Annotated in this window: 20 protein-coding genes and 2 pseudogenes; 13 read left to right on the forward strand and 9 right to left on the reverse strand. The window is 70.2% G+C overall.

Annotated features, from left to right (window positions below; all coding sequences use genetic code 11):
- Nucleotides 1-270: 270 nt before the first annotated feature.
- Complete coding sequence (locus tag ACF07B_RS10445; RefSeq protein ID WP_392178582.1) at nt 271-2,187, reverse strand: DNA/RNA non-specific endonuclease; 1,917 nt, start codon at nt 2,185-2,187, stop codon at nt 271-273.
- 137 nt (nt 2,188-2,324) lie between these two features.
- Nucleotides 2,325-5,696 (reverse strand): hypothetical protein, encoded by a 3,372-nt coding sequence (locus ACF07B_RS10450; RefSeq protein ID WP_392178583.1) that lies wholly within the window; start codon nt 5,694-5,696, stop codon nt 2,325-2,327.
- Nucleotides 5,697-6,250: 554 nt separating this feature from the next.
- On the opposite strand from ACF07B_RS10450, the gene ACF07B_RS10455 reads away from it, so the two are divergent.
- The 4 genes and pseudogenes from ACF07B_RS10455 to ACF07B_RS10470 all read left to right on the forward strand — a co-directional run.
- A complete protein-coding gene (locus tag ACF07B_RS10455; RefSeq protein WP_392178584.1) occupies nt 6,251-6,778 on the forward strand; it encodes a hypothetical protein in 528 nt (175 codons plus the stop codon).
- 83 nt (nt 6,779-6,861) lie between these two features.
- Nucleotides 6,862-8,748 (forward strand): trypsin-like serine protease, encoded by a 1,887-nt coding sequence (locus tag ACF07B_RS10460; RefSeq protein WP_392178585.1) that lies wholly within the window; start codon nt 6,862-6,864, stop codon nt 8,746-8,748.
- A 291-nt stretch (nt 8,749-9,039) separates the two neighbouring features.
- Nucleotides 9,040-10,209 carry a S1 family peptidase gene (locus ACF07B_RS10465; protein ID WP_392178586.1) on the forward strand — a complete coding sequence of 390 codons (1,170 nt, stop codon included), beginning with the start codon at nt 9,040-9,042 and terminating at the stop codon, nt 10,207-10,209.
- 441 nt (nt 10,210-10,650) lie between these two features.
- A pseudogene (locus ACF07B_RS10470) lies at nt 10,651-10,704 on the forward strand (hypothetical protein); the annotation flags it as partial.
- A gap of 66 nt (nt 10,705-10,770) precedes the next feature.
- Here the strand turns inward: ACF07B_RS10470 and ACF07B_RS10475 are convergent.
- From ACF07B_RS10475 to ACF07B_RS10490, 4 genes and pseudogenes are all read right to left on the reverse strand, one after another.
- Nucleotides 10,771-10,941 (reverse strand): annotated as a pseudogene (locus tag ACF07B_RS10475) (transposase); the annotation flags it as partial.
- 72 nt (nt 10,942-11,013) lie between these two features.
- Nucleotides 11,014-11,748: a calcium-binding protein gene (locus ACF07B_RS10480; protein ID WP_392178587.1), complete on the reverse strand. Its 735-nt coding sequence runs from the start codon at nt 11,746-11,748 to the stop codon at nt 11,014-11,016.
- 234 nt (nt 11,749-11,982) lie between these two features.
- Nucleotides 11,983-13,362, reverse strand: a complete 1,380-nt coding sequence (locus ACF07B_RS10485) for a DUF3500 domain-containing protein (RefSeq protein WP_392178588.1) — start codon at nt 13,360-13,362, stop codon at nt 11,983-11,985.
- A 109-nt stretch (nt 13,363-13,471) separates the two neighbouring features.
- Nucleotides 13,472-14,122, reverse strand: coding sequence for a GNAT family N-acetyltransferase (locus ACF07B_RS10490; protein ID WP_392178589.1), 651 nt, complete (start codon nt 14,120-14,122; stop codon nt 13,472-13,474).
- 137 nt (nt 14,123-14,259) lie between these two features.
- On the opposite strand from ACF07B_RS10490, the gene ACF07B_RS10495 reads away from it, so the two are divergent.
- Together ACF07B_RS10495 and ACF07B_RS10500 are read left to right on the forward strand one after the other, a co-directional pair.
- Nucleotides 14,260-14,985 (forward strand): siderophore-interacting protein, encoded by a 726-nt coding sequence (locus tag ACF07B_RS10495; protein WP_392178590.1) that lies wholly within the window; start codon nt 14,260-14,262, stop codon nt 14,983-14,985.
- Nucleotides 14,986-15,415: 430 nt separating this feature from the next.
- A complete protein-coding gene (locus tag ACF07B_RS10500) occupies nt 15,416-16,033 on the forward strand; it encodes a hypothetical protein (protein WP_392178591.1) in 618 nt (205 codons plus the stop codon).
- A gap of 101 nt (nt 16,034-16,134) precedes the next feature.
- On the opposite strand, the gene ACF07B_RS10505 is transcribed toward ACF07B_RS10500, so the two are convergent.
- On the reverse strand, nt 16,135-16,980 hold the full coding sequence (locus ACF07B_RS10505) for an NAD(P)H-binding protein (protein ID WP_392178592.1): 846 nt from the start codon (nt 16,978-16,980) through the stop codon (nt 16,135-16,137).
- Between the two features lie 146 nt (nt 16,981-17,126).
- Between ACF07B_RS10505 and ACF07B_RS10510 the strand changes: the two genes are divergently transcribed.
- Nucleotides 17,127-17,519 (forward strand): winged helix-turn-helix transcriptional regulator, encoded by a 393-nt coding sequence (locus tag ACF07B_RS10510; RefSeq protein ID WP_369481300.1) that lies wholly within the window; start codon nt 17,127-17,129, stop codon nt 17,517-17,519.
- 73 nt (nt 17,520-17,592) lie between these two features.
- Here the strand turns inward: ACF07B_RS10510 and ACF07B_RS10515 are convergent, their stop codons facing one another.
- Nucleotides 17,593-18,243 (reverse strand): hypothetical protein, encoded by a 651-nt coding sequence (locus tag ACF07B_RS10515; RefSeq protein WP_392178593.1) that lies wholly within the window; start codon nt 18,241-18,243, stop codon nt 17,593-17,595.
- 230 nt (nt 18,244-18,473) lie between these two features.
- Between ACF07B_RS10515 and ACF07B_RS10520 the strand changes: the two genes are divergently transcribed.
- From ACF07B_RS10520 to ACF07B_RS10545, 6 genes are all read left to right on the forward strand, one after another.
- Nucleotides 18,474-18,797, forward strand: a complete 324-nt coding sequence (locus ACF07B_RS10520; protein WP_392178594.1) for a hypothetical protein — start codon at nt 18,474-18,476, stop codon at nt 18,795-18,797.
- A gap of 190 nt (nt 18,798-18,987) precedes the next feature.
- A complete protein-coding gene (locus ACF07B_RS10525) occupies nt 18,988-19,197 on the forward strand; it encodes a hypothetical protein (RefSeq protein WP_392178595.1) in 210 nt (69 codons plus the stop codon).
- A 42-nt stretch (nt 19,198-19,239) separates the two neighbouring features.
- A complete protein-coding gene (locus ACF07B_RS10530; protein ID WP_392178596.1) occupies nt 19,240-19,662 on the forward strand; it encodes a hypothetical protein in 423 nt (140 codons plus the stop codon).
- 31 nt (nt 19,663-19,693) lie between these two features.
- Entirely contained in the window at nt 19,694-20,044 is a 351-nt protein-coding gene (locus tag ACF07B_RS10535; RefSeq protein WP_369481292.1) for a DUF6191 domain-containing protein, read from the forward strand.
- 68 nt (nt 20,045-20,112) lie between these two features.
- Nucleotides 20,113-20,853, forward strand: coding sequence for a VOC family protein (locus ACF07B_RS10540; protein ID WP_392178597.1), 741 nt, complete (start codon nt 20,113-20,115; stop codon nt 20,851-20,853).
- Between the two features lie 175 nt (nt 20,854-21,028).
- Nucleotides 21,029-22,243 carry a low temperature requirement protein A gene (locus ACF07B_RS10545; RefSeq protein WP_392178598.1) on the forward strand — a complete coding sequence of 405 codons (1,215 nt, stop codon included), beginning with the start codon at nt 21,029-21,031 and terminating at the stop codon, nt 22,241-22,243.
- 194 nt (nt 22,244-22,437) lie between these two features.
- On the opposite strand, the gene ACF07B_RS10550 is transcribed toward ACF07B_RS10545, so the two are convergent.
- The coding region (locus ACF07B_RS10550) for a hypothetical protein (RefSeq protein ID WP_392178599.1) at nt 22,438-23,010 on the reverse strand (573 nt) is incomplete at its 5' end.

Here is a 23,010-nt window from a genome sequence, read left to right on the forward strand (position 1 = left end):
GGCGGGCCGGTCGGGGGGGCGCGCCCCCCTGGCGGCGGCCGCGGCGGGGGGGGGGGGCCCCCGGGGGGGGGGCCGGGGGGGGGGGGGCCCCCCCGGGGGGGCCCCCCCCCACGGAGCTGTCGTGCACGGTCGGCGACCCCGGCCGCGGGTGCAGCCGGGTCGCCGTGCGCGCCAGCGGGGCCAGTTGAGGGAAGAGCGCGGTCACATCGAACGGCCGCGGCGGGGTGGTGAAACTCATGCTGGCTCCCGATGACACGAACTGACTGTGGATCAGTTACCGAGGTTGTACAACCCTGTGTTCTTCAGGGTGTTGGGGACATAGACGTTGGGGAACAGCTCCTCGGTCGTCCCGTCGGCCCGTTCGATATTAGCGTTCATCGTGACTCCCACCGGGATCGTGCTGGTGTCGTCTGTGTAGACGGGCGTCACCTGGTAGAAGACCGCGTCGTCCGTTCCGAGACTGGAGGAGGAGTCCCTGATCATTTTCTGTGCCATGGTCTCGAAGGTGCGCATGCTGGGCGTGCCAGTGTTCATCCCTGCCTGCCAGCATGGGACCAGATTGACCTGTATGCCCCTTCCGCCGGTGACCTTCGGAATCAGGTGACACCGGGCCTGCCCGTTGGTGAGCGAGTTGTCAGCCTTGAACTTCTGCGCGTCCTGCCAGCCCGGGATGTCTCCCTGCGCATCGGTGCCCTCGGGGGCCGTCCTGTCCAGGCATGCCTGTGCCTGGGTCGGCCGCTCTCCGAGCGGGCCGATCGGGTCAGTGGTCTTGTTGACGTGAGGGACCGGTTCGGTGGTGTTCAGGATCCACCCGTCGCCATTGGGAAGCGCACCGAGCGGCGTGGTGTCCAGACAGCGGGCGTGCGGGCCGGTGTCCGGCAGAGTGAACTTCACCTCGAACTGGTCGGCGTCGATCACCCGCTGGTCCGCGAAGCCCTTGGTGAGCTGGTTATCGGCGAACTGCTTGTCCGCGGCTGTGGCATGGGCACGCACACAGGGCGAGGTCCGGTCCAGCTTCTTGCTGTTGCCCAGTACGTACGAGTCCCATTCGCCGTTGCCGAGGTTGGGGATCACCTCGACGCACCGAGCGCCGTCGGTTCCCCCTTCCTTCGTCTCGGCGAAGGGGAACTCGCTGCAGGTGTCGGTGCTGACGAGATCCGTCTGCGCCTTGAAGCTTCCGCAGGTGCGGGCCGTGCGGTCGGCCACGCCGCTCGTCGACCGGGTCAGTGGCTTGCCCTTGCCCCAGGCGTCGTCGAGGTTCTGCTGCGCCCACGCGTAGGCGGCCACGGCGCCTCCGGCGTCGGAGGCCCGCGCGCTCATCGGCACGACGGGCATGACAGAGGGGATGACACAGCCCGCCGAGGAGGCGCCCCCGACCGCGTTGTCACAGCGGATCTTGCGCGGGTTGTCCCACGAGGCGTTCGGGTCGATGGCCGTGGCGCCCGGGGAGGTCACGTACAGCTTGTACGAGGTGAGGAACTCCGCGACGCCGCCCGCCCCGGGGGACGAGGAGTACGTGACGGTGCCGGTGAGGGACTTTCCCAGGACCAGGTCGCCGCCGTACCAGGGCGCCGTCTTCGTCGCCGTGCAGCCGGTTCCGCAGGCGGCGCGGAACTTGGCGTTGAGGGCGATGACCTCGCCGATCGCGGAGGTCATCGTCACGGTGACCTGCTCGCTCCACGTCGTGCCGCTCGCGGGCAGTGACGCACTGGTGGAGATCGTCACGGTGCCGCGCCCGAGTTCCGCGCCGTTGCTGTCGCGCAGGAGGTAGAGGACGTTCACCCCGGTCACGCAGTAACTGAAGCGCTCGTAGGAGTAGTTGCCGGGGCTGGCGATGGAGCAGCCGGCGGTGGCGGCAGTGGCGGCAAGGCTCTGCGGCCGTGCCGTGGTACGCGCGGCCGGGATGGGACTGGTGCTCACACACGCCTCGACGGCGCCCGCCCTGCGCTCCTTCGAGCCTGCCTTCGTGGCCTCGCAGTGTTCCCCGGACCGCTTGGGGAAGGCGCTGGTGGCGCGGGCGGGAACGGCGGCCCGGTGTGTCACCGCCTGCCGCGGCTTCTCGTCCGCGCCCTGCTGTGCCGTGGCCGTACCCGTCGTGGTGAGTCCCAGCGCCATGGCGGTCAGTACGGCCAGTACGGTCGACCGGGCACGTAGTCGGAATGCGCCTCCGGGGCGTATCTCGTGCATGTTCGTCAGATCTCTCTTCCTTGTTTCTCTGTCCTGGTGGCAGGGGGGAAGGGGGGCACCGCACATGCGGTGCCCCCCGGGCAGCGATGGGTGGCCTGCGCTCGACCGCGTCAGGGGCGGACGAAAGGACGCACTCGTCAGCCGATCAGCTCGTAGAGATCCCTGGTGATGGCGGAGGCCCCGTCCTCGACAACGTCCGCGATCTTGCCCACGACGGGCTTGACGACAGTGCTGGCGGGCTTTGCCGCACCCAGCCACTTGGACGCGCCGAAGGTGACCAGGCTCAGGCCGGTGCCTGCGGCGGACCACCCGAACTCGCTGCTGGTGAAGCCGTGTTCGATGCCGGTGAAGACAGTGCCGATGGCACTCGCACCCACGGAGACATCGGCGAAGAAGCCGGCCGCCACGAAGGCCGGCGGGAAGACGAAGCCCGCGAGAGTGCAGCCGGCGGCCAGGAGGCCGGCACCTACGCTGACCACGTTGGCCGCGTCGGCGTAGAACTGGGCGTCGTTCCACCACTCGTCGGAGTCGGCGGGGTCATTGGTGCCGTTGGGGTTGACCTGGTTGTTCCGGTCGTTGGCGGCGGGGTCACGCTTGGCGTCGCGGTCCGCCTTGGCCTTCTCCGCGGCTTCCTTGGCCTTGGCGGCCACTTCGGCCTGGTGCTTCTCGGCGGCGATCCGCTTGGCGTCGGAGTACGCGGCGGCGGCCTCCTTCGCGTCCGCCTGCGCGGCGAGCTTGGCGGCACGGGCGGCGTTGGCCGAAGTCTGGGCGGCGGCGGAGAACTTGAGGGCGGCACGCGCCGAGTCGATCGCCTTGTTGGCCGAGTAGTTGGCTGAACGGGCCGCGCCACGGGCGGTGGCGGCAGCCGCCTTCGCTGTGTTGGCGGAAGCCTGGGCGTCAGCGGCCGACTTGTCGGCGGCGTCCGCGTTCCGGCGCGCCTCGTCCGCGTAGCTGTCGGCCTTCTTGGACGAGGCGATCGCCTTGTCCGCCCATTCCTGGGCCTTGGCGGCGTTGTTACGGGCCTCAAAGGCGGCCTGGGTCGCCCGTGCGGCGTTCTCCTGCGCCTTCTCGGCGATCTTCGCGGCGGCGGCGATGGCACCGCGGATCGCGGCGACATGGGTGGCGGTGTCGTGGTCGAGCTGGGCCGTCCGGAACTGGACCACGAGGATGAAGTTGCGGAGCATCCACGCCGGTCCCTCGAGGGCGACCTCGGCGTAGGCCTTGGTGAAGGCGCCACCGGTAGTGATGAGCTTACCGGCGAGGACCCGGTCGTCCTCCTCCTGTGCCAGCGGGTAGTCGTGGTCGAAGAAGTAGTTGAGGGATTCGGTGGTGTTGGTGTCGAGTGCCTTGTTGGCGGCGTTGGTGACGGCCTTGCCGGCGCCATCGTTGAGGATCTTGCCGATCGCGACGCGCAGCTCCTCGTCGGAGGCCTTCTTCATGCCGATGGTGAGGAAGTCACCGACGGCCGTGGAGCTGGAACTCGCCAGGGCGAGCTGGGCGGCCTCGGCGATCTTCGGTGCGGAGATCGTCGCCACATGGAGGGTGGTCTCGCGGTCGTCCTGGCCCTGGGCTACGGCCCGGTCGAGGTCGATCCAGGCGAAGACGTCGTCGTCGGAGCCCGCCAGGGCGTGCTGGGCGGCCTGCCGGGTCCAGGCGCCCCGGGACTCGATCAGGCCGATCGCGGCCTTGCGCCCCAGGGTCGCGGCGAGCGTCAGATCGCCGGAGTACAGGGCCTGTTCGGCCTTGGCGGTGAGGTCCTTGATCTCCTGGGCGGTGCGCTCCGACAGGAGCCGCTTGCCGCGGACGTCGGACAGATCGGTCGCCTCGATGGAGGCGAGCAGCTGCGCCTCCTCGATCGCTTTCTGCTTGTCCTGCTCCAGGGTCTGGGCCTCGGCCGCGCGGGCGTTCTTCTCCACCTCGAGGGCGTCGGCGACGGCCTTGGTGGCGACGTTCGCGGCCTTCACGGCCTCGTCGGCGTGCGCGGTCGACTTGTTGGCGTAGTCGATGGCCTGGCCCGCGTACTTCACGGCCTCCTCGGCTGCGGCTGCCGCCTTGTCGGCGTGGGCGGCGGCGGAGTTGGCGGCGTCGCGGGCGGTGCGGGCCGCGGCGGCGGCAGTGCTGGCCAGGGCCTGGGCGGTGGAGGCCGCGTTGGTGGCACGGTTGGCGGCACTGCTGGCGATGGCGGCCTGGCGCTTGGCCTCGGCGGCCTCCGACTGCGCGACGCCGGCGGAGGCGGCGGCCTGGGCGGCGGCTGTGGCGGCGGCGGCCGAGTTGCGTGCGGCGGAGGCGGCGGCCGTGCCGGCGGACGCGGCCGCATCGCCGGCGATGGCGGCCTTGTTGGCGGCCGCGGCGGCGCTACGGGCCTTGGCCGCCGCGTTCTTGGCGGCGACCGCGGCGTCCTTGGCCTCCTGCGTCTTGCTCGCGTCCTTGGAGGCGGCTATCGCGGCCCTGTAGGCACGGGACGCGGCGCCGCCCGCGTTCGAGGCGGCCTGAGCGGCGCCGGTGGCCGCCCAAGAGGCGCGGCGGGATGCGTTCACCGCGGCATTGGAGGCGTTGATGGCGTTGCGTGCGGCGTCCGCCGCGCCCTTCGCCGCGCTCGCGGCCTTCCGGGCCGCCGCCGCCGACTTCTGCACGTCGTTCTGGGCCGCGGACGCCTCGGCGGCGGCCTTCTCCGCGGCCTCCTTGGCCTTCCCGGCGGCGGTCTCGGCGCGGGCCGAGGCCTCCACGGCCAGGTTGGTCTCCTGTTCGGCGCGCTTGCCCTCGCGCTCCACGAGGGCCACAAGCTCCTCGATGGTCGCCGACTCCTGGTCGCGGGCGCGCGCGATGTGCTGGCCGGTCTCTATGAACCACTCCACATCGGTCGCGGAGCCCTCGAGCGCACGGCTCGCGTACTTCTGCACCTCCGGGCCACCGGCCATCAGCATGGCGCTGACCTGGACCCGGGTGTCCTCCAGACGCGAGTCGTACTGCTTGTCGGTGAGGAAGGCGGTGAGAGCCGAGCCGGTGGCGGTGTCGAGGGCGGTATTGGCGCTGCGCACCACCGCCTTGCCACCGGTGGACGAGACGGTGGTGGTGGCGACCCGGAGATCTTCGAGGATGGCCGGTCTGAAGCCGTTCTTCAGGAACGCGGCGATCGCGGCGTCGCCGCTCTCGAGGGCGGCGACGGCCTCCCGGCGCAGGCCCTTGCCCGCACGGTCCAGGCTGCGGACGATCGCGACCCGGTTGTCCTCCACGGTCTGCCTCGGCAGCGTTTCCGCGAGGAAGGTCTGGATGTCGGCGTCCGACCCGTAGAGGGCCACGTCGGCGGCGGCCTTGACGCCCTTGCCACCGGTCAGCCACGCCCTGACGACCTTGGCGCGCTCGGTGTCCGGCAGCGGCACCGGTTCGGGTGCCGCGCCTTCTGTCGCGGCGGCGGCTGTGGGGAGGAGGGCTAAGGGGGTGAAGGCCACGGCGGTGGAGGCGGCGAGCGCGCCGAGCACGCGGCGCCGGCTCCAGAAGATTGTCTGCATCAGAGAGTTGTCCTCGTGTGAGCTGTTGACAGGGCATGCCGGATCTCACCGGCAGGGCGGTTTCCGGCGTGCCCGCAAGATGGAATGCCGACGGACGCGAAGTAACGTGCGTTCGGAGTTACTTGTAGTGCGGGACCATATCAACTGTCCATGCAGAGGAGGCGAATTAGGGAATCACGCTCTCCAACAAGCCTTGAAAATGCGGCTCCTGACGAATCATCAATAGATTCTTTACATGTCCTCCACAACCTTCGTGCAACCTTTATGAAGTGTGAGGGAGGTCACGAATGGAGCATGGAGATTGCCGTAGTATGTGTGGTTTTCCGCGCTCGACCTGAGGGTCACTTCGTGTTTGCATGACGAAGCGGATGGTGATCATCGGGACGGGGGCTTCTCATCTTGAGAGGTAAGAGAACTTCTCCCCAGGGGACTTGGAACGCACCCGGCAGAGCGATGCCGATAACGCATTCCTGTGCACCCGAAAATTCGAGACCGGTGACGAACATCCGGCCGTCAGCGACGAACTTAGGGATGCAATGAAGGAATACAGCAGAATGTCCGTTAAGCCGCAGCACAAGCGGATTGCGCTGCGCGCACTGGGCGCGGCTGTGGTCGGCGCCCTGGCCTGGATCACGGCGACCACGGGCATACCCGGCGGGGCGTCGCAGCGGACGAACCCCACCGCACTGGTCGCGGGCGAGGCCCCCGGTTACGCGGTGGAGGACTTCAACTACCCGCTGGCGGACAAGATCCTGGCCGAGAAGAACATCGTCCTCAAGCGCGGCGACGGGCACATCACCCTGGCCGACTGTGTGGGTGGCGCCGGCCTCCTGGAGGTCATGGCCCGGAACAAGGCGGACAAGATCTGCTTCAAGGTGGTGGGCGACTCCGGCTGGCTGACCCTGGAGATCCCGGCGGTCTACGCGGTCAAGGGCAACGACTACACGACCGAGGTCGACATGACCGTAGGTACCGAGGAGAAGTCGTTCGACATCACCAAGAACTCCTGGACCCCGGTGGGTGAGGCCGCGGACCCAGAGAGCCGCGATCACCTGCTCGTCGAGATCAGGTCCTCCAAGTAACCGCAGCCAAGACAGACATGCTCACCGCACCGCGGTCCGGTGCCCACCGGACGCGCGGCCCTCGTGCCTAGGAATCCACGTTCATGCGCCTCTCCAGACGCCCCCGTCTCTCCGCGTTAGCCGCTGCCCTGCTCGCGGCCCCCGTCGCACTGGGCGCCGTTCCGGCCGCGACCGCCCCGGCCGCCGCGCTCGGCGGGGCCGATGCCCCGGAACAGCTCAACTACGTCGCGAAAGTCAACGTCGGTGAACAGACCGCCTGCACCGGCACCCTCGTCGACCCGCAGTGGGTCCTGACCGCGGCCACCTGCTTCGCCGCGGACGGCAAACCCCCCGCAGGCAAACCCGCCGTCACCACCACCGTCACCGTCGGCCGCACCGACCTGACCCAGACGGGCGGCAGCGTCCAGCAGGCCATCTGGCTCGTCCCGCACGCCGACCGCGACCTGGTCCTCGTCAGGCTCGCCACCCGCATCACCGACCCCACCATCAAACCCGTACCGCTGGCGACCACGCCCGCCACCACGGGCGAGAAACTGACCAAGGCCGGATTCGGACGCACCAAGACCGAATGGGTGCCCGACAAGCTCCACACCGGCACCTTCACCGTCACCTCCACCACGAACACGACAGTGGACCTCGACGGCTCCGACACCGCGACCGTCTGCAAAGGCGACGCCGGCGGCCCCACCCTGCGCACCGTCAACGGCACCACCGAACTCGTCGCCATCAACTCCCGCTCCTGGCAAGGCGGATGCCTCGGCAACGATCCCGCCGAAACCCGCACCGGCGCCATCGACACCCGCGTCGACGACCTGAACACCTGGGTGGCTTCCACCGTCGCCGTCCCCCGCGTCACCGACTACACCGGTGACGGCAAGTCCGACGTCGCATACCTGTACAACTACGGGACGAACACCGACGGCACCAACCACACGGCCCTGTGGCTGCAGACCTCCACCGGCAGCGGCTTCAACGGCCCGGTGAAGTCGTGGGACTCCGGCACTGATTCCTGGGACTGGAACCTCAGCAAGACGGTGTCCGGTGACTTCAACGGCGACGGCCTCGCCGACGTGGGCGTCCTCTACAAGTACCCCAACACCACCGACGGACGCGGCCACACCGCCCTGTGGACCTTCACCTCCACCGGCACCGGATTCAAAGCACCGGTGAAGGTGTGGGACTCCGGCACCGGCTCTTGGACCTGGGACAACTCCGCCCCGGTGTCCGGTGACTTCAACGGCGACGGCCTCGCCGACGTGGGCGTCCTCTACAAGTACGCCAACACCTCGGACGGACGCGGCCACTCCGCGCTATGGACCTTCACCTCCACCGGCACCGGCATCAACGCACCGGTCAGGAAGTGGGACTCCGGCGACGGTTCGTGGACCTGGGACAACTCCGCGCTGGTGGCGGGCGACTTCAACGGCGACGGCAAGTCCGACGTCGGCGCCCTCTACAAGTACGGCAACACCGCCGACGGACGCGGCCACTCCGCCCTGTGGACCTTCACCTCCACCGGCACCGGCATCAACGCACCCGTCAAGACCTGGGACTCCGGCACCGGCTCTTGGACCTGGGACAACTCCGCGCTGGTGGCGGGCGACTTCAACGGCGACGGCAAGTCCGACGTCGGCGCCCTCTACAAGTACGGCAACACCGCCGACGGACGCGGCCACTCCGCCCTGTGGACCTTCACCTCCACCGGCACCGGCATCAACGCACCCGTCAAGACCTGGGACTCCGGCGACGACTCCTGGACCTGGGACAACTCCGCGCTGGTGGCGGGCGACTTCAACGGCGACGGCAAGTCCGACGTCGGCGCCCTCTACAAATACCCCAACACCACCGACGGACGCGGCCACACCGCCCTGTGGACCTTCACCTCCACCGGCACCGGCATCAACACACCCGTCAAGACCTGGGACTCCGGCACCGGCTCCTGGACCTGGGACCGGACGAAGGTCGGCTGACCGCGCGTAACACACCAGCGTCGTGAAGACGTGGGCCCGGGCGGACCGCGAGTCCGCACAGGACGCAACACCGGGTGCCCGGGTCCACGCCTCCACTGAGCTCGTCACCAACGACAACACCGGAAACCGAGCAGCCCGCCGCAGGGTGTGCGGCCGCTCCCCTGCGGCCGCACACCCCCGTACGCCCGGCTGCCAGGTCCGGCGGTACGCCCCCATAGGCGCCTCGACGCCGCCCCCGCGGGGCCCGTCGAGTGCGTGAGCCGCACGTCTCCCACCAAGGAAAGCAAGGTCATGCGACATCTCAGAGGCCATCGCCTCGCCCCCTTCACCACAGCATTCACCACACGCCTCGCCGCCGCACTCGCCGCCGGGCTGATGGCGCTGAGCGCCACCCCCGCGAACGCCGTCTCCGGCACCGCCGCAGCCGACGGGGCGCTCGCGTTCACCGCCCGCCTGGACATCGGCGACGGCCAGAAGGCCTGCTCCGCCGCCCTGGTCGACCCCTACTGGCTGCTCACCGCCACCAGCTGTTTCGCCGACGACCCGGCCGCGAGCCTCGCCATACCCACCGGCGCGCCCAAGCTCAAGACCACCGCGACCATCGGCCGCACCGACCTCACGACCACCGGCGGCGAGACCCGCTCCGTCGTGGAACTCGTCGCGCACCCGTCACGGGACGCCGTCCTGGCGCGGCTCAGCCGCCCCGTCACCACCATCGCGCCCGTGAGCCTGGCCACCGCCGCGGCCACGCCCGGCGAGGAGCTGACGGCGGCCGGCTACGGCCGCACCGCGACCGAATGGGCCCCGCTGCGCCTGCACAGCGGCAGCTTCGCCGTCGACTCGGTCGCCGCGGACACCGTCGCCACCACCGGCAAGGACGGCGCGAGCGTCTGCATGGGCGACACCGGCGGCCCGGCCGTTCGCCTGGTCAGCGGCAAGCCCGAACTGGTCGCCGTCAGCAGCAGGTCCTGGCAGGGGGGCTGCTTCGGCACCGACCCGGCCGTGACCCAGACCGGCGCCGTCAGCACCCGCGTCGACGACCTGCGCTCCTGGGTCACCTCCACCGTCGCCGTCCCTCCTGCGGCTGCGAATGGCACCTGGCGTGCTTACGGCAACACAAATCCGATCTCCTCCAGCACCAGCACGTGGCATTGCGCCGGCAGCAAGACGATCACCACCGGCGTGGTCGCGCAGGTCTGTGCGATCAGGTCGTCAGCTGGAACCGGGGTCCAGGCGGCAGTGATCGTGCGTAACAACCAATCCGGCCTCTATGGCGCGGAAGCGCGTATGGACCTGTACACCGCCTCCGGCACGCGCTTGGGCAATTGGAAGTGCCCGTCATCGGGGGTCGGGGCGAACTCCTGGTCGGTCTGCTTCGGAACGACCTTCACCGAGAGCAGCCAGGTGAACTCGTACGGAATGCTCAATGGCGCATATCTCGGCCTGTCATCGAATGCCTGAACCGGAGCCCATTGTGCCGAGAGGCTGAGGACTTGTCCCGCAAGTGATGGCTGAGAAGCCGTATCTCAACCGGTCTTGGAACGTACGGGTCGAACGGACGTCTCGGCTGGATAGTCTTCCGACGGTGCGCGCATGAAGGCAGGGTCTCTTGGTGGCTCGGGGGTGCGACCCCATCCGAGCGGCTCCAGGAGGCCCTGTTGTCGGTTGTACGCGTCCGAGCCTGTCCGTTTCAACTCGCTTGCCCTGTCGTGTGATTGCCTCGCGCACGTGTACGGCAATGCGGCCGACCGTCCGGACCGGGTGCGCCGATATCCGTCGGACATGACCGATGCGGAGTGGGCGGCTGTCCGGCCTTTGCTGCCGGTGCCGGCCTAACTTCAGGGCCGAGACGGGCAACCCGAGGGCTGCCGCCACCGCCAACTGCTGGACGCGATCCGCTACCTGGTCGCGGGCGGGATCTCCTGGCCGGCGATGCCCGCGGACATCCCCACCTGGGCCCGGGTCTACGCCTCCTTCCGCCGCCGGCGCGAGCACGGGCTGATCGCGAAGTTCCATGACCGGAACCGCGTCGGCATCGGGCTGTTCGAAGACGGTCCGCAGCAGCGTGGCCACCCAGGGCTGGACCGATCTCGGAACCTGGCTCAGCAAATCTCGGGCGTAGCGGGTTCGACAGCGCTGCCAGGAAGCTCCGGGCAGGACCGCACCGATCGCGTTCACCAGGCCGGACCTCGATCCGCCGACGCGACACGGCTGTCCCCCGCCCGGCGGGGCGGGGGACAGCCGTGCGAGCGGTCCGAGCCGGTCCTACTTCACGTCGACGTAGTCGCCCGTCGCCGCCTTGGTGCCGGTGGTCGTGGTCCCGGCGAAGTTCCAGCGCCAGTAACCGTCCACGGACGCGGTGGCCGTGGTCTTCAGGGCGCCGGTGCTGCTGGACTTCACCGTCTTGACGGTGGTGTAGGTGCTGGACCCCTTCTTGCGGAACTGGAGCTTGACCGACTGCCCGGCGTACCCGTGGTACTGGTAGTCGTCCCAGCTCGCGCGCTTGAGCGTGCCCGTCACGGTGAGGGCCTTGCCCTTGCTCACCGGCTCCGGGGACGCGTTCACCGTCAGCGTGCTCGCGCGCTTCACGCGGAAGCTGTCGATGCGCTCGTCCCAGCGGTAGTCGTCGTCGAGAGCGTCCACCCAGGAGCCCACGTACCAGGTGCCGGCCTGCCCGTTGTCCAGATCGATCCGGGGGTCGAAGGTGAACGAGTGCGTGCACTCGCTGTCGGTCTCGCAGATGGTCTCGTCGCTCGCGTACCCGGCGCCGGGCCCCTCCAGCGTGGTGTCCGCCGACAGCAGACCCCAGTCGTCGTAGGCGTAGATCGTCACGTCGAAGGTCTTCGCGGCCGTCGTGCCGATGACGACGTCCGAGCCGTTGTTGACGGTCACACCGAGGATCTCGGTGTCGCCCGAGCCGCCGTCGGCGTGAGCCGCCGGCGCCACGAGGCCGATGACCCCGAACGCGGCGGCGACAGACAGCGCTACGCGCTTGCCCATGTGGTGGTTCTCCTTCATTCAGGTCGCGCGCGCCTGGCGCGTCGTGACCTCGTCCTCGCAGGCGACCGTGACGGCGCGGCCCTCTCGGCAGCCGGTTTCGCTGCCGAGGCGGGATGCGCGCCGCGGGTCATGTGGTGAGCTGCGAGTTTCGCAGAAGGAACGCACGTCGTGCGGTATTCGTGACGATCTTGTGATGATGACGAAAAGGTGCAGTCCGGAGGCCTGGAGTCGCCGTCAGTGGTCCGTCTCCAGGTGGAGCTTGAGCAGGTCCACGCCGTAGTCGTTGCCGTTGGGGGTGCGGATGATGGTGTGGATGTGCTGCTGGGTCGGGGCGCCCTGAGGGCCGCCCGGCCCACCGGGCCCCGCGCTCGCGGACGCGGAGTCGGAGGCGGAGTCGGAGGCGGAAGCGGAAGCAGAAGCAGAAGCCGAGGTGTCGCTGTCGCCCTCGTGGTAACCGAGCGGGGACTCGGCGTCGTACTCGATCAGCACGACGGGGCTGTGGACGCGGTAGTAGAACGCCGACTCGTCCTCGTACGCGCCGATCCAGTAGAAGTACGTGTCGTCGAGGTGCTTCTCGATCTCGCGCAGCCGCACCCGCGCGTGCCCTTCGTCCTGATAGCCGACGTAGATCTCGGTGAGGTCGAGCAGCAGTCGCCGCTGGCGGCGGTTCAGCGCCGAGCCCTTGACGCCCGCGTAGGGGATGACCGCGTTGTCCTGGCCCGCGCCCGCGAGGAGGTCGGCGCCGGACTTCGCGTCCGCGGAGAGCGCCTGGGCGAGCTGCGTGTCGTCCAGGGAGCGGAGGAGTTCGAGGCCCGCGACCGTCTCCTCCCGGAAGAGGTGATACTTCTTCCCCTCGTACGTGATCTTCGTCGGCTCGGAGCCCATGAACGTCGGGGTCATCACGACCTGGTCGCCCAGGATGAAGCAGTTGATGACGAGGTGGTGGCCCTCGAACTGGAACCCCCAGGCCCCGCTCGCCGAAGGGGTACCCATGACGGTGAACCAGTAGGCGTCCTCGTTGAGCGCCTTGGAGGTGTCCCCCTCGTACTCGCCGAGGAACTGGTTGAGCTTGCGGATGCTGTCGGCCTGGCGGAGACCGCGGGCCGACAGGGACGCCCTGAGCAGCCTGATGCCGAGCGCGTACTGCTTCTCGGTCAGATCGCGCAGGGCGACCCCGTCACGGTCGTTGGAGTCGACGTTGGTCCAGTCGAGCCACTGGTCGGAGTCGACGTCGTAGAGGGTGGCCGCCTTCTGTTCTTCGGTGAGCGAGGCGACGAAGGCTTGGGCCGCGCGGACCATCGGAAGGGTGGAGACGCCGGTGGAGTGGACGGCGTACAGGTCACCGACGACCGTGCCGTCCGTGGTGACGCCGACGAAGTCGTCGTACGCGATCGTCCGGCCGAAGCCGCCGCCCGGCGGCGGGCCCGACGGGGACGCGCTCGCCGTGGCGTCCGCCGAACCTGTCTCCTCGGCGTCGGCCGAGGAGGCGGCGTATCCGCCCATGACCGCGACGGCGGAGACGCCGCCCGCGAGCAGGGCCTTGTTCATGAACCAGCGCCGGGAACGATGGGCTGCCTGCGTGCGCGGCTTGTGTCCGCGATGTTCGTTGACCATAGTCCCGACGATTTCGTCAACACTTCGGGATGGCGTAGCAATGGCCTGTGCACGCCATAGGAATCCGAGCCGGCCCTGTGAGCAGGCGCCTCGCGCCGTTCGACGACCGCTATCGGGCCACGGCTCCTTCCGGGCCCGCCGGTCCCGGCGCCCGGTCAGGGAACACCGTCTCCCGGGCGAGGAAGGCGAGTTGGGCACGCTTCTCGGGGAGGTGGACGTCGGGAAGGTCGACCTCCGGCAGGACGACCACCGGGCCCGGGGTGAAGCCCTGTCGGCGGAAGCGGGCAATGGCCCGCTCGTTGCGCACGTCGGGGTCGACCACGACGCGGTCGCGATCCAGGCCCAGCAGGACGTACGACGCCGCCGCGCCCAGCAGTGCCGTGGTCCAGCCGGGACGCCCGCCGCCGGGTCCGGCCGGCGCCATCAGCAGATGGACGCCGATGTCACCGGGTTCGACCGGATAGCACGCGCCGACCCGGTCGGCCGCCGGCTCGTACGTCTGCAGCAGCGCGACCGGCTCGCCGTCCTTCACGAGAAGGTGGGCGTGATGGGTGTCGAGCGTCTCCATGTCGGCGTATATCGCGACGACCTGATCCTCGGCCAGGTCTCTCATGCCCCAGAAGGCCGCCCTGTCCGCGTTCACCCAGCCGTGGATCACCGGACCGTCGAGCCGCGCGTCCAGGGGCAGGACACGGACCGTGCCATAACCGTCGACGAACTGCTCGTGCAGGGCCGCGCGCGTGGCGTATGTGTCGGACATCGGTCTCCCTCGTTCAGCCGGTGACGGTCGCGCCCCGGCGGCTTCCTGTGACCCTCCTGTGCGCCACTTGATCCATCTTAGGTTAGGCTCACCTAACTAATTACCAGAGTGATGTCGTACCGAGGGATGAGGAAGCAATGGGGCAGACGCAGGGGCGGGGTTGGGAAGGCGCGGTTCTGAAACTGCTGCGCGCGAAGGACTACGCGTTCACCGTGACGGGCTCGGAGGACGTCACCGCGGAGTACCGCCGGCTGCACTTCACCGACGGGGGCATGCTGGCGGCGACCGGCGTCCACCCGACGATGTGGGTGCGGCTGTGGTTCGACAACGCGGGCAGGCCCCACCAGCGGGCGTACACCCTGGTCGACCCGGATCCGGCGACCGGCACCTTCAGCCTGGAGTTCGCCCTGCACGAGGGATGCGCGAGCGACTGGGCCAGGGCGGCGAAGCCCGGGGACAGCATCGAGGCGACGATTCAGGGCACCGGCTTCGAGCACCCCGAACCGGCCCCCTCACATGTCGTCGCCGTGGCCGACCCCGCGTCCCTGCCGGCCCTCAACTCCCTGCTCACAGCGCTGGGCCCGGTCCCCGCGACGATCTGGTTCGAAGGCAGCCTGGAAGGCCTGCCCTACCAGGCGGCCACGCACCACGACGTGCGGCAGGTGGCACGCCAGGACGCCGGGCGGCGACTGGTCGACGAGGTGAAGGCGGCCCTTCCCGAACTGCTGAAGGACAGCCCCCAGCCGTATGTGTGGATCGCGTGCGACACGGCGACCACCCGCGCGCTGTCGGCACATGTCCGCAAGGAGTTGTCGGTGCCCAAGCAGCGGGTCAACGCGCTCGGGTACTGGCGGGCGAGCTGAGCGCCCACGCGTGACCGGGCACAGCGGGTACGACGGGTGACGGGTACGGCGCGCACGACCGCTGACAGGTACGGCGGGTACGACCGTGACCGATACAGCGAGTACGACCGGCACAGCGGGTACGACCGGCATGACTCTTACGACTGCCACCGCGCGAACGAACGCTGCGGCGCGAACGAACGCCGCGGCTCGAACGACCGGCACGGCTCGAACGACCGGCACGGCTCGAACGACCGGCACGGCTCGAACGACCGGCACGGCTCGAACGACCGGTACACGATTCGGCTCCGCCCTCCGCGAAGTCGGCCGGTCGCGACCTGACCGAGCCGGGAGCGGCCCGGTCGCCCGCTCCACCGTCCTGGCGTGCCCCGCGCCCGGTACCGCCCGTTCGGCGGCGCTGAACACGGGGCGCGCCAGGAATCCATCCTTCATGCAGTCCCCCACGCACACCGCCGCCGCACGACGAACCGCCGCCGGACCCGCCGGTGCCACCCCGCCCGTCGCCGCGGAGCCCGGGCGGCAACCCGGGCGGCGGCCCGGCGACGGTCTGGAGGCCCGCCTGGCCGCGGTCACGGCGGAGATGGACGCCCGTCTCGCGGAGGCGGCCGTCGCCTACGAGGTCAACACCGCGCACATCGAGACGCCGGCGATCGACTGGTCCGGGATCGGAGCCCCACCGGCTCCCACCGCGCCCCTCCCCACCTCTCCCGTCCCCGGCGCTCCCCCGGGCCTGCTGACCCCGCACGCCACCCCCGTCGCGGCCCTCCTGCACCGCGCCTCCCTGCGGCTGCGGACGGACGGCTGGTGCGCGGGAGCGCTGACCGACGACGACGGCCACCTGTGTGCGCAGGGCGCGATCCGCCGGGAGTCGGCCGGTGACCGCCGGATCGAGGCACAGGCCATGGGCGTGCTCCTTGAGGCGATCCGCAGACAGTTCGGCCCGCAGGTGGAGTCCGTACCGTCCTTCAACGACGCCTGGGGCAACGGTCGCGAGCCGACCCGCATGCTGGAGCAGGCCGCGATCCTGGCCGACACGCGCGGCCTCTGAAGCGCGGCCCGAACCGGCGAGGCAGCGCCGCGGTCGCCGTCAGCGAGGGCCGCGGGCGCCTGGATCCTCACCTGGGGAAGCCCAGGCCGCAGACAGCGCTCTCACCGGAAGGCGGCGATGTGGCGGCGCGCCCAGTCGGCGAAGGTACGGGGTGCGCGGCCGAGGATCCGCTCGGCGTCCGGGCTGATCCGCCGTTCGGCCGGGGTGGGCTCACCGAGGATGGCCAGCGTGGTCTCGACCACGGGCTCGGGCATGAAGCGGAGCAACTGCGCGCGGGCCTCGTCGCGGGTCTGCTCGATGAACCGGACGGGTTCACCGAGCGCGTCGGCGATCGCCTCGGCCTGCCGGCGGGGGGTGACGAGAGCGGGCCCGGTCAGCTCGTAGATCCGTCCGCCGTGGCCGTCCTCGCGCAGGGTGACGGCGGCGGTCTCGGCGATGTCGTCCGGGTCGATGGTCGGCAGGCCGATGTCGGCGAACGGAGCGGCGACGGTCCTCCGGTCGCGGACCGACTCGGCCCAGGCGTACGCGTTGGAGTCGAAGCCCCCGGGCCGCAGGATCGTCCAGGCCATGCCCGATTCCCGGACGGCGTCCTCGATGGCGCGCCCCGTCTCTCCGTGCGAGGCCGACCCGGGCCGGGTCGCGACCCCTTGGGAGGACAGCAGGACGACGCGCCCGACCCCGCCCGCCTTGGCGACGTCGAGGATGTCCCGTGGGCTCAGCAGGTGCGCGCCGGCTCCCCCGTTCTGCAGGAACAGCGCGTCGGCTCGGTCGAATACGGGCCGCAGGCTCTCAGGATCGGCCAGGTCGGCCCGCGCGTACGCGACGCCCTCCGGCACCTCCGCGTCCGTGATCCCCCGGGACGTCGCGGTCACCCGTACACCGGCTGCCGCGAGGACCTGGACAAGCGATCGGCCGACGTTGCCGGTTGCCCCCGTCACTACGAACATGAACAACTCCCGTGTCGATTCAGCATGGTTGTCTCGCCCGGGCGGGCGGGACCGTCGCGGAGAGCTGCTCTCCGGGCGACACGGGGACGCTAACACCGTGGATATAGTAGGTACCTAGAGGAAAGTGACTATCCCGAGGGGCGCTCATGGCCGGCACCACGGACTGGGTGGCCGCCGACGCGGCGGACCCTCAACTCGCCTGTCCGACCAGTGCGGTCGTGGACATCGTGTTCAGCCGGTGGACCACACCGATCCTGTGGACGCTCAACACGCATGGCCGCCTGCGTTTCGTCGAGCTGGAACGACGGATCGGCACGATCACACCTAAGGTGCTGACCCAGCGGCTGCGGCAGCTGGAACGCGACGGCATGGTCGTCCGTACGTACCACCCGGAAGTCCCTCCCCGGGTCGAGTACGACATCACCGGGCTCGGCCGCAGTCTGGCCCCGCTCTTCGCCCAGCTCGCCGGATGGGCCTCCGCCAACCTGGACAAGGTCGAACAGGCCCGGCACGACTACGACACCGATCCAGCCCGCTGACGCGTGAGCGGGAGAGCCCGGCCCCGGGTACGTCCTCCGTCGGCGGATCGAGGCTGCTACCGGGTCCGGGACCCTATGAGGGCTCCCCCTGAGCCGGCGGTTCCGTGGCCGTCGACCACAGTTCGTTGAACGTCCTCACCTCTCCGTCGACGCGACGGCCGTCCGCGTCGAGCCGGGTCTTCACGTTGCCGTCCTGCTGGTCCGGGTCGAACTCCAGGCACAGCTCGCTGTCGAAGATCACGACATCCCGTGTCGCCGCCGCTCTGCGGTTCCGCCGTCCCGGGGAACCGATGGAGGCCAGGACCCGGTAGCGCACATCGATGCTGAAGCCCCGCTGCTCCTCGCAGAGTTCGAGGAACCGCGCCATGAACTCGGGGTCGTTCTTCTCCGTTTCCTTGATGATGAACAGACGTCGGATGGTCACGTCCCGGACCCGCATCGCCTCCGTCTGGGCGTCCAGATAAGGCTTCGCCGAATCCGTGTCCCGGAAAGGCTGGTCGACGGAGCTGCTCGTGGCGTCGATCGTGCGGCGCGCGCACTCGGTGAGCCTGATGAGCCATTCGGTGTTGTCCCGGGGCCGCTGGGCGGTCATACCGGTCAGGTCGGTGAGGACGAAGGCGAGGCTCTCCGTCTCGGCCCTGGCGAACGCCTTCACGATCTCGGGTCCCTGCTGCCCCACCCGGCTCAGGCTCTTGATCAGACGCGTCGCGTCACCGGCGCTCATCCCCGCCCGGTCCAGAGTGTCAGGTCCATCATGCCTGCTCGGGGGCCGTTCGCGGTAGGACGGAGCGCACGTCCGTTCGGTCTTGGCACAGGCGCCGGTCTGCCCGCAGACTCGTCGTCATCCACTCACCGGCATGCGTGCCGGCGCCCATGTCGGGCCGCCGGCGCGTTCGTTGTGCTGCCTCGTCGTGTGCCGGGGCGGGCCGGGAGTGGTGGAGCGAGGGGGATTCGATGGATCAGGACATGGTGATGCGGGCGAGGGTCATGCTGCTGAGCGCCAACACGCGGGTGGTGCGGGGAGTCGCGGGGCTGTGGATCTACCGGACCCTGACACCGGTCGAGCCGGAGGTGTACGGGTCGAAGCTGGCGTACGTGCTGGTGGAGGCATGCGACTCGCCGTTGCTGCGGGACCTGCCTGAGCGGCGGACGGCTCTGCTGGACGAGGCGGTGGAGGTGGCGACGGCCCTGAGCCCCGCCAACCCGTTCCGGGACAAGGTGCTGGCACGGGCGCTGGCCACCAGGCGACGCGAGGTCGGGGGGCCCTCGGTGTCATAGCGGGGGTCACGAGGGCCTGAACGGTCAAGTCCCGCAATCCGTCGGCCGGTTCGATTCGTGCCGCCGCCCCGGAGCGCGCGTCCGGGGCGGCGGCACAGGCGGCGGCGCCGTATCACCGAGGGCGAGGGCGTCGGCCTCTGGGACGACGCGCGTCGACGGGCCGAGAGCCGGTTCCGGCGACGTCCGGAACATGGTGAGAGTGGTGCGCCCGCTCGTCGACCACCTGCTGCACCTGTGGATGCCCCGGGCCCGCCTCGACACCGCCTTGCACACCCCGTGGAACCACCTGGAGGAGACACCGGGTTACAGCAGGCAGTGGAACGCGTTGACCCGGCGCATCAGGGACCAACTCGCGCTCCACGCGATCCAGTTGCCTCAGGAGGTGCCGACCGTGCGCTGATCGGCCAGCATCCTGGAGACACCTGGCGGGGGAGAAAAAGGCATGCACGGAGCATCGGGAACACCAGGGCCGGCGGGCGGAGCGCGCATCGCCCCCATCGTGCTCAAGACCATCGTCGTGAGCACCATCGCGTACGTGCTCACCAACCTGGTGCACCAGTCCGGGGACGAGCTGTGGAAGATCGCCGTGTCCGTCGTCATCGGCGGATCCGCTCTCATCATCCAGTGCATGGTCGACTTCGAGCAGCGACTGGCGGAGATGGAGACGGGCCAGCGGGAGTGCAGCCGGGAGCATCAGGAACACTTCATGCAACTCAGCGAGGCCGCGGGCCTGTTGCGGGAGCTCTTCCCGGCCCGCCCCGCGACGCGGGCTTCGCCACCCGGGCGGATCCGGACCTGTCGGCCGGCCCCGCCGCCGGCGTGGCTGCCGAGACCGACGGGTGGGCCGGCCCCGGCCCGACGGTGACACCGCCGGGTACCGAGGCAATACTCGGAGCATGGCATTCCTCGTCTTCATGACCCTGCCGGGACTGGTCATCCTGCTGACCGCCGTGTCCTTCGTCGACCAGCTCCTGCTGCGCGCGAGCAAGGCCGGACTGCTGCCGTGGCGCAACGCGGCACGGCAGGGTCAGATATCGGCGACCGGGTTCGAGCAGTTGCACGCGAGCCTTTCGCCGGGCAAGCAGACCGAGCTGAAGGAACGCCAGTCGGCCCTGCTGCTGCGCGACGACGAGGAGGACGGGGCACCGCCGAACCGGACCACGGTGGATCTGGACGGAGGTATCGCGGTCGTCCGGATCCCCGTCGCCGGACGGCAGCAGCCCCGCCGCACCGTGTCGGCGTCCTGACCCGAGCCCCGGCGAGCCCTCGCGTCGCCGGAGCAGGCCGGCGCGGAGCGCGTGCGAGGATCGTCGGCATGGCACTGCGACCTGTTCACGTGATCGTCAAGGCTCTCGACAGTCCGGCGGTCGGCCGCTTCTGGGCGGAGGCGCTCGGCTGGACCGCGTACCAGCCCGGCGTGACCACCTATGTCGGACCTCCCGGCGGCCCCGTCTGGCCGGACCCGGTCGTCCTCGGCATCGACGTCGTTCCGGTGCCGGAACCCAGGACGACGACGAAGAACCGTGTGCACCTCGATCTCGCCACCACCTCCGCGGCCCATCAGACGGAGCTGGTCGACCGCTTGAGGACGCTCGGCGCGACACCCGTGGACGTGGGCCAGGGCGACGTGCCGTGGACGGTCCTCGCCGACCCGGAAGGCAACGAGTTCTGCGTGCTGGAGCCTCGGGAGGTCTACCGGGACACCGGGCCGATCGCCACGGTGGTGGTGGACTGCGTGGATCCGCGGGCCATGGCCCGGTTCTGGGGTGAGGCGACGGACTGGACCGTGCACGAGGTGGCCGACGATCACGCGACCCTGCGGTCCGCCAAGGGCGTGGGCCCGTATCTCGAATTCCTCCGCACGCCCGGTGTGAAGTCCGTGCCGGACCGCGTCCACATCGACCTGTTGCCGTATCCCGGCGACGACAAGGAGGCCGAGGTGGCGCGGCTGCGGGCCCTCGGCGCCACCGATCTGGACGTCGGTCAGGGCGACGTCCCGTGGACGTGCCTCACCGACCCGGAGGGCCACGAGTTCTGCGTCCTCGCCCCGTCCTGACGCGGCGCCTCGACGCCCCGGCCCCGCATCGGCGGTGGCAGCACCGTCGCCCGGTGCCGCGCGGCTAGTGTGGGCGGTCCCCCGGCACGACGCGTGCGCCCGTCCGCTGGACGGGGACGTCACGTCGTACGGCCGGGAAACGCCCCGATGTCTTCGTGAGAGCACAGGGACTGGTGTGAACGAGGTGCCACCCGCAACGCCCGCTTCGGGCGAGGACCGGCATGCCACGTGGCTGGAGCTGTTCTTCGACCTGGTCGCCGTCGCCGGCGTGGCCCAGATCGCCCAGCTGCTGCACGGCGAACCCGGCGCCTCCGAACTCGGCCTGTACGTGCTGCTGTTCCTGGCGTTCTGGACCGCGTGGATCTGCTTCACGCTGTACGGGAACGTGGCGGGCGAAGGCACGCACGCCCGTACCGTGCTGGCCGCGATGTTCGGCATGGCCGTCATGGCCGCCGCCGTGCCCGGCGTCCACGAGGGCGAGGACGGTCAGGCCAGGGCCCTGGCGGTCGCCTACGTCCTGATCCGGATGCTCGCCAACAGTGCCTGGCGGCATCGCCGGGAGATCCTCGTGGACTGGCCCGCCGCCCAGCTGTCCCTCGGCGTGATCCCGTGGATCGTCTCCCTGTGGGCGCAGGAACCCGCCCGGTACTGGCTCTGGGCCCTGGGCATCGCCCTCGACCTGTACGTCACCTTCACCGTCTCCCCCCGCGACATCATCGCGAACCGGAAGGCCCACGACCGGCGCGAGGAGACGCGCTCCCGGCGCCGCGGCGCCGTCCCGCGCGTGTCGGTTGCCGCGCCGGACGACGATCACCTGAGCGAACGGCTCGGCCTGTTCGTGATCATCGTGCTCGGCGAGGGTGTCGCCCAGGTGATCGAGGCCGCCTCGGAAGCGCGATGGGACCGGCGGCTCTACGGCCTCGCCGCCGCCGCGTTCTTCCTGCTTGTCGCCCTGTGGTCGCTGTCCTTCCGGCACGGCTACGCGGGGGTTCCGTACCTCACCGCGCGATCCCTGCCGGCCCGCGCGGCGCTCCCGTTGCACTGCTTCGTGTCCGGCTGCCTGGCGGCCCTCGCGGCTGGGCTGGGCGCGGCGGCCGAGCACCTGGACACGCTGCCCCGGAGCACGCGATGGCTGTTGTGCTCGTCTCTGTCCGGGTACTTCCTGCTCACGGGCATCGCCGCGCTGCGGCAGCCCGAGGGCGTACGCCGCTGGATGGTGTCCGTCGTCGTCCCGTGCTGCACGCTGCCCCTGCTGATCGCGGGGTTCGGCGCCGGCCTCGGGACCGTGGCCCTGGTGTGGCTGCTCGTGGCGGTCACCCTGTGGCCCACGTTCTACGAGAGCCGACGCGCCCGGCGTCCCCGCGAGGCGATCGCTCAGGGAGAGACGTGAGTTCGCTGCTCGACGATGCGCGTGAACCGCGTGGTTCGCGCCACGCCCGCTGTGACCCGCCCGCCGGGAGGAGCCCGGCCGGGCTCGCGTCGAACGAGTGGGACGCGAGCGGGCCGGCGGGCACCGGTACTCGCAGGATGCCCGCGCCCCACTCGCGTCCCGTCACCGGACCGGACGCGGCCGACGACACCTCCTCACCAGGTGTGCGCGACGTCGATCACCAGGCGGTCGGAGAGCTGCGTCACCCGGAACGGCAGCCGGGCCCGAACCCCGAGTCCCACCTGCGTGACTCCCTCGAAACTGGCCCCGAACTTCGTGTCCCGGAAGGTCCGGTAGCCCGTCAGGTCGACACCCGGAAGGGCCTTGCCGCCTCGGCCGGGGTAGGTCTCGGTGTACGTCTCCGGGTCGTACGAGGGCGCGGACACCAGGATCTCGATGATCGCCCCGCCGGAGACCGGAATGCGTATGCCGGACGGGTCCTGGATGAAGGCGTCGACGTAGTGCACGGTGTACCCGATCGGCGTGGTGCCGGCGGTGGGTACGTCGAGGACCATGCGGTCGTAGCAGTCGTGCCGACCGGTCCTGATGTCGGTCAGCGACCCGGTGTCGGCGTCCGCCGCGGTCTTCGGAAGGCTGCCCCAGCCGGTCGGACACGCGACCGCCGCCGTGGGCGCCCCCCCCCGCCCCGGGGGGGGCCCCCCCCCCCCCCCCCCCCCCCCCCCCCCGGGGGGCCCCCCCCCCCCCCCAACGAGAGGACCCCAAGGTGC

Source organism: Streptomyces sp. NPDC015532, assembly GCF_043078065.1.
GTDB lineage: Bacteria > Actinomycetota > Actinomycetes > Streptomycetales > Streptomycetaceae > Streptomyces.

Bases quoted from the DNA above. Each gene is read 5' to 3' on its own strand.
- ACF07B_RS10445 (WP_392178582.1), bottom strand. From the start codon at position 2,187: ATGCACGAGATACGCCCCGGAGGCGCATTCCGACTACGTGCCCGGTCG.
- ACF07B_RS10450 (WP_392178583.1), bottom strand. From the start codon at position 5,696: ATGCAGACAATCTTCTGGAGCCGGCGCCGCGTGCTCGGCGCGCTCGCC.
- ACF07B_RS10455 (WP_392178584.1), top strand. From the start codon at position 6,251: ATGTCCGTTAAGCCGCAGCACAAGCGGATTGCGCTGCGCGCACTGGGC.
- ACF07B_RS10460 (WP_392178585.1), top strand. From the start codon at position 6,862: ATGCGCCTCTCCAGACGCCCCCGTCTCTCCGCGTTAGCCGCTGCCCTG.
- ACF07B_RS10465 (WP_392178586.1), top strand. From the start codon at position 9,040: ATGCGACATCTCAGAGGCCATCGCCTCGCCCCCTTCACCACAGCATTC.
- ACF07B_RS10480 (WP_392178587.1), bottom strand. From the start codon at position 11,748: ATGGGCAAGCGCGTAGCGCTGTCTGTCGCCGCCGCGTTCGGGGTCATC.
- ACF07B_RS10485 (WP_392178588.1), bottom strand. From the start codon at position 13,362: ATGGTCAACGAACATCGCGGACACAAGCCGCGCACGCAGGCAGCCCAT.
- ACF07B_RS10490 (WP_392178589.1), bottom strand. From the start codon at position 14,122: ATGTCCGACACATACGCCACGCGCGCGGCCCTGCACGAGCAGTTCGTC.
- ACF07B_RS10495 (WP_392178590.1), top strand. From the start codon at position 14,260: ATGGGGCAGACGCAGGGGCGGGGTTGGGAAGGCGCGGTTCTGAAACTG.
- ACF07B_RS10500 (WP_392178591.1), top strand. From the start codon at position 15,416: ATGCAGTCCCCCACGCACACCGCCGCCGCACGACGAACCGCCGCCGGA.
- ACF07B_RS10505 (WP_392178592.1), bottom strand. From the start codon at position 16,980: ATGTTCGTAGTGACGGGGGCAACCGGCAACGTCGGCCGATCGCTTGTC.
- ACF07B_RS10510 (WP_369481300.1), top strand. From the start codon at position 17,127: ATGGCCGGCACCACGGACTGGGTGGCCGCCGACGCGGCGGACCCTCAA.
- ACF07B_RS10515 (WP_392178593.1), bottom strand. From the start codon at position 18,243: ATGAGCGCCGGTGACGCGACGCGTCTGATCAAGAGCCTGAGCCGGGTG.
- ACF07B_RS10520 (WP_392178594.1), top strand. From the start codon at position 18,474: ATGGATCAGGACATGGTGATGCGGGCGAGGGTCATGCTGCTGAGCGCC.
- ACF07B_RS10525 (WP_392178595.1), top strand. From the start codon at position 18,988: ATGGTGAGAGTGGTGCGCCCGCTCGTCGACCACCTGCTGCACCTGTGG.
- ACF07B_RS10530 (WP_392178596.1), top strand. From the start codon at position 19,240: ATGCACGGAGCATCGGGAACACCAGGGCCGGCGGGCGGAGCGCGCATC.
- ACF07B_RS10535 (WP_369481292.1), top strand. From the start codon at position 19,694: ATGGCATTCCTCGTCTTCATGACCCTGCCGGGACTGGTCATCCTGCTG.
- ACF07B_RS10540 (WP_392178597.1), top strand. From the start codon at position 20,113: ATGGCACTGCGACCTGTTCACGTGATCGTCAAGGCTCTCGACAGTCCG.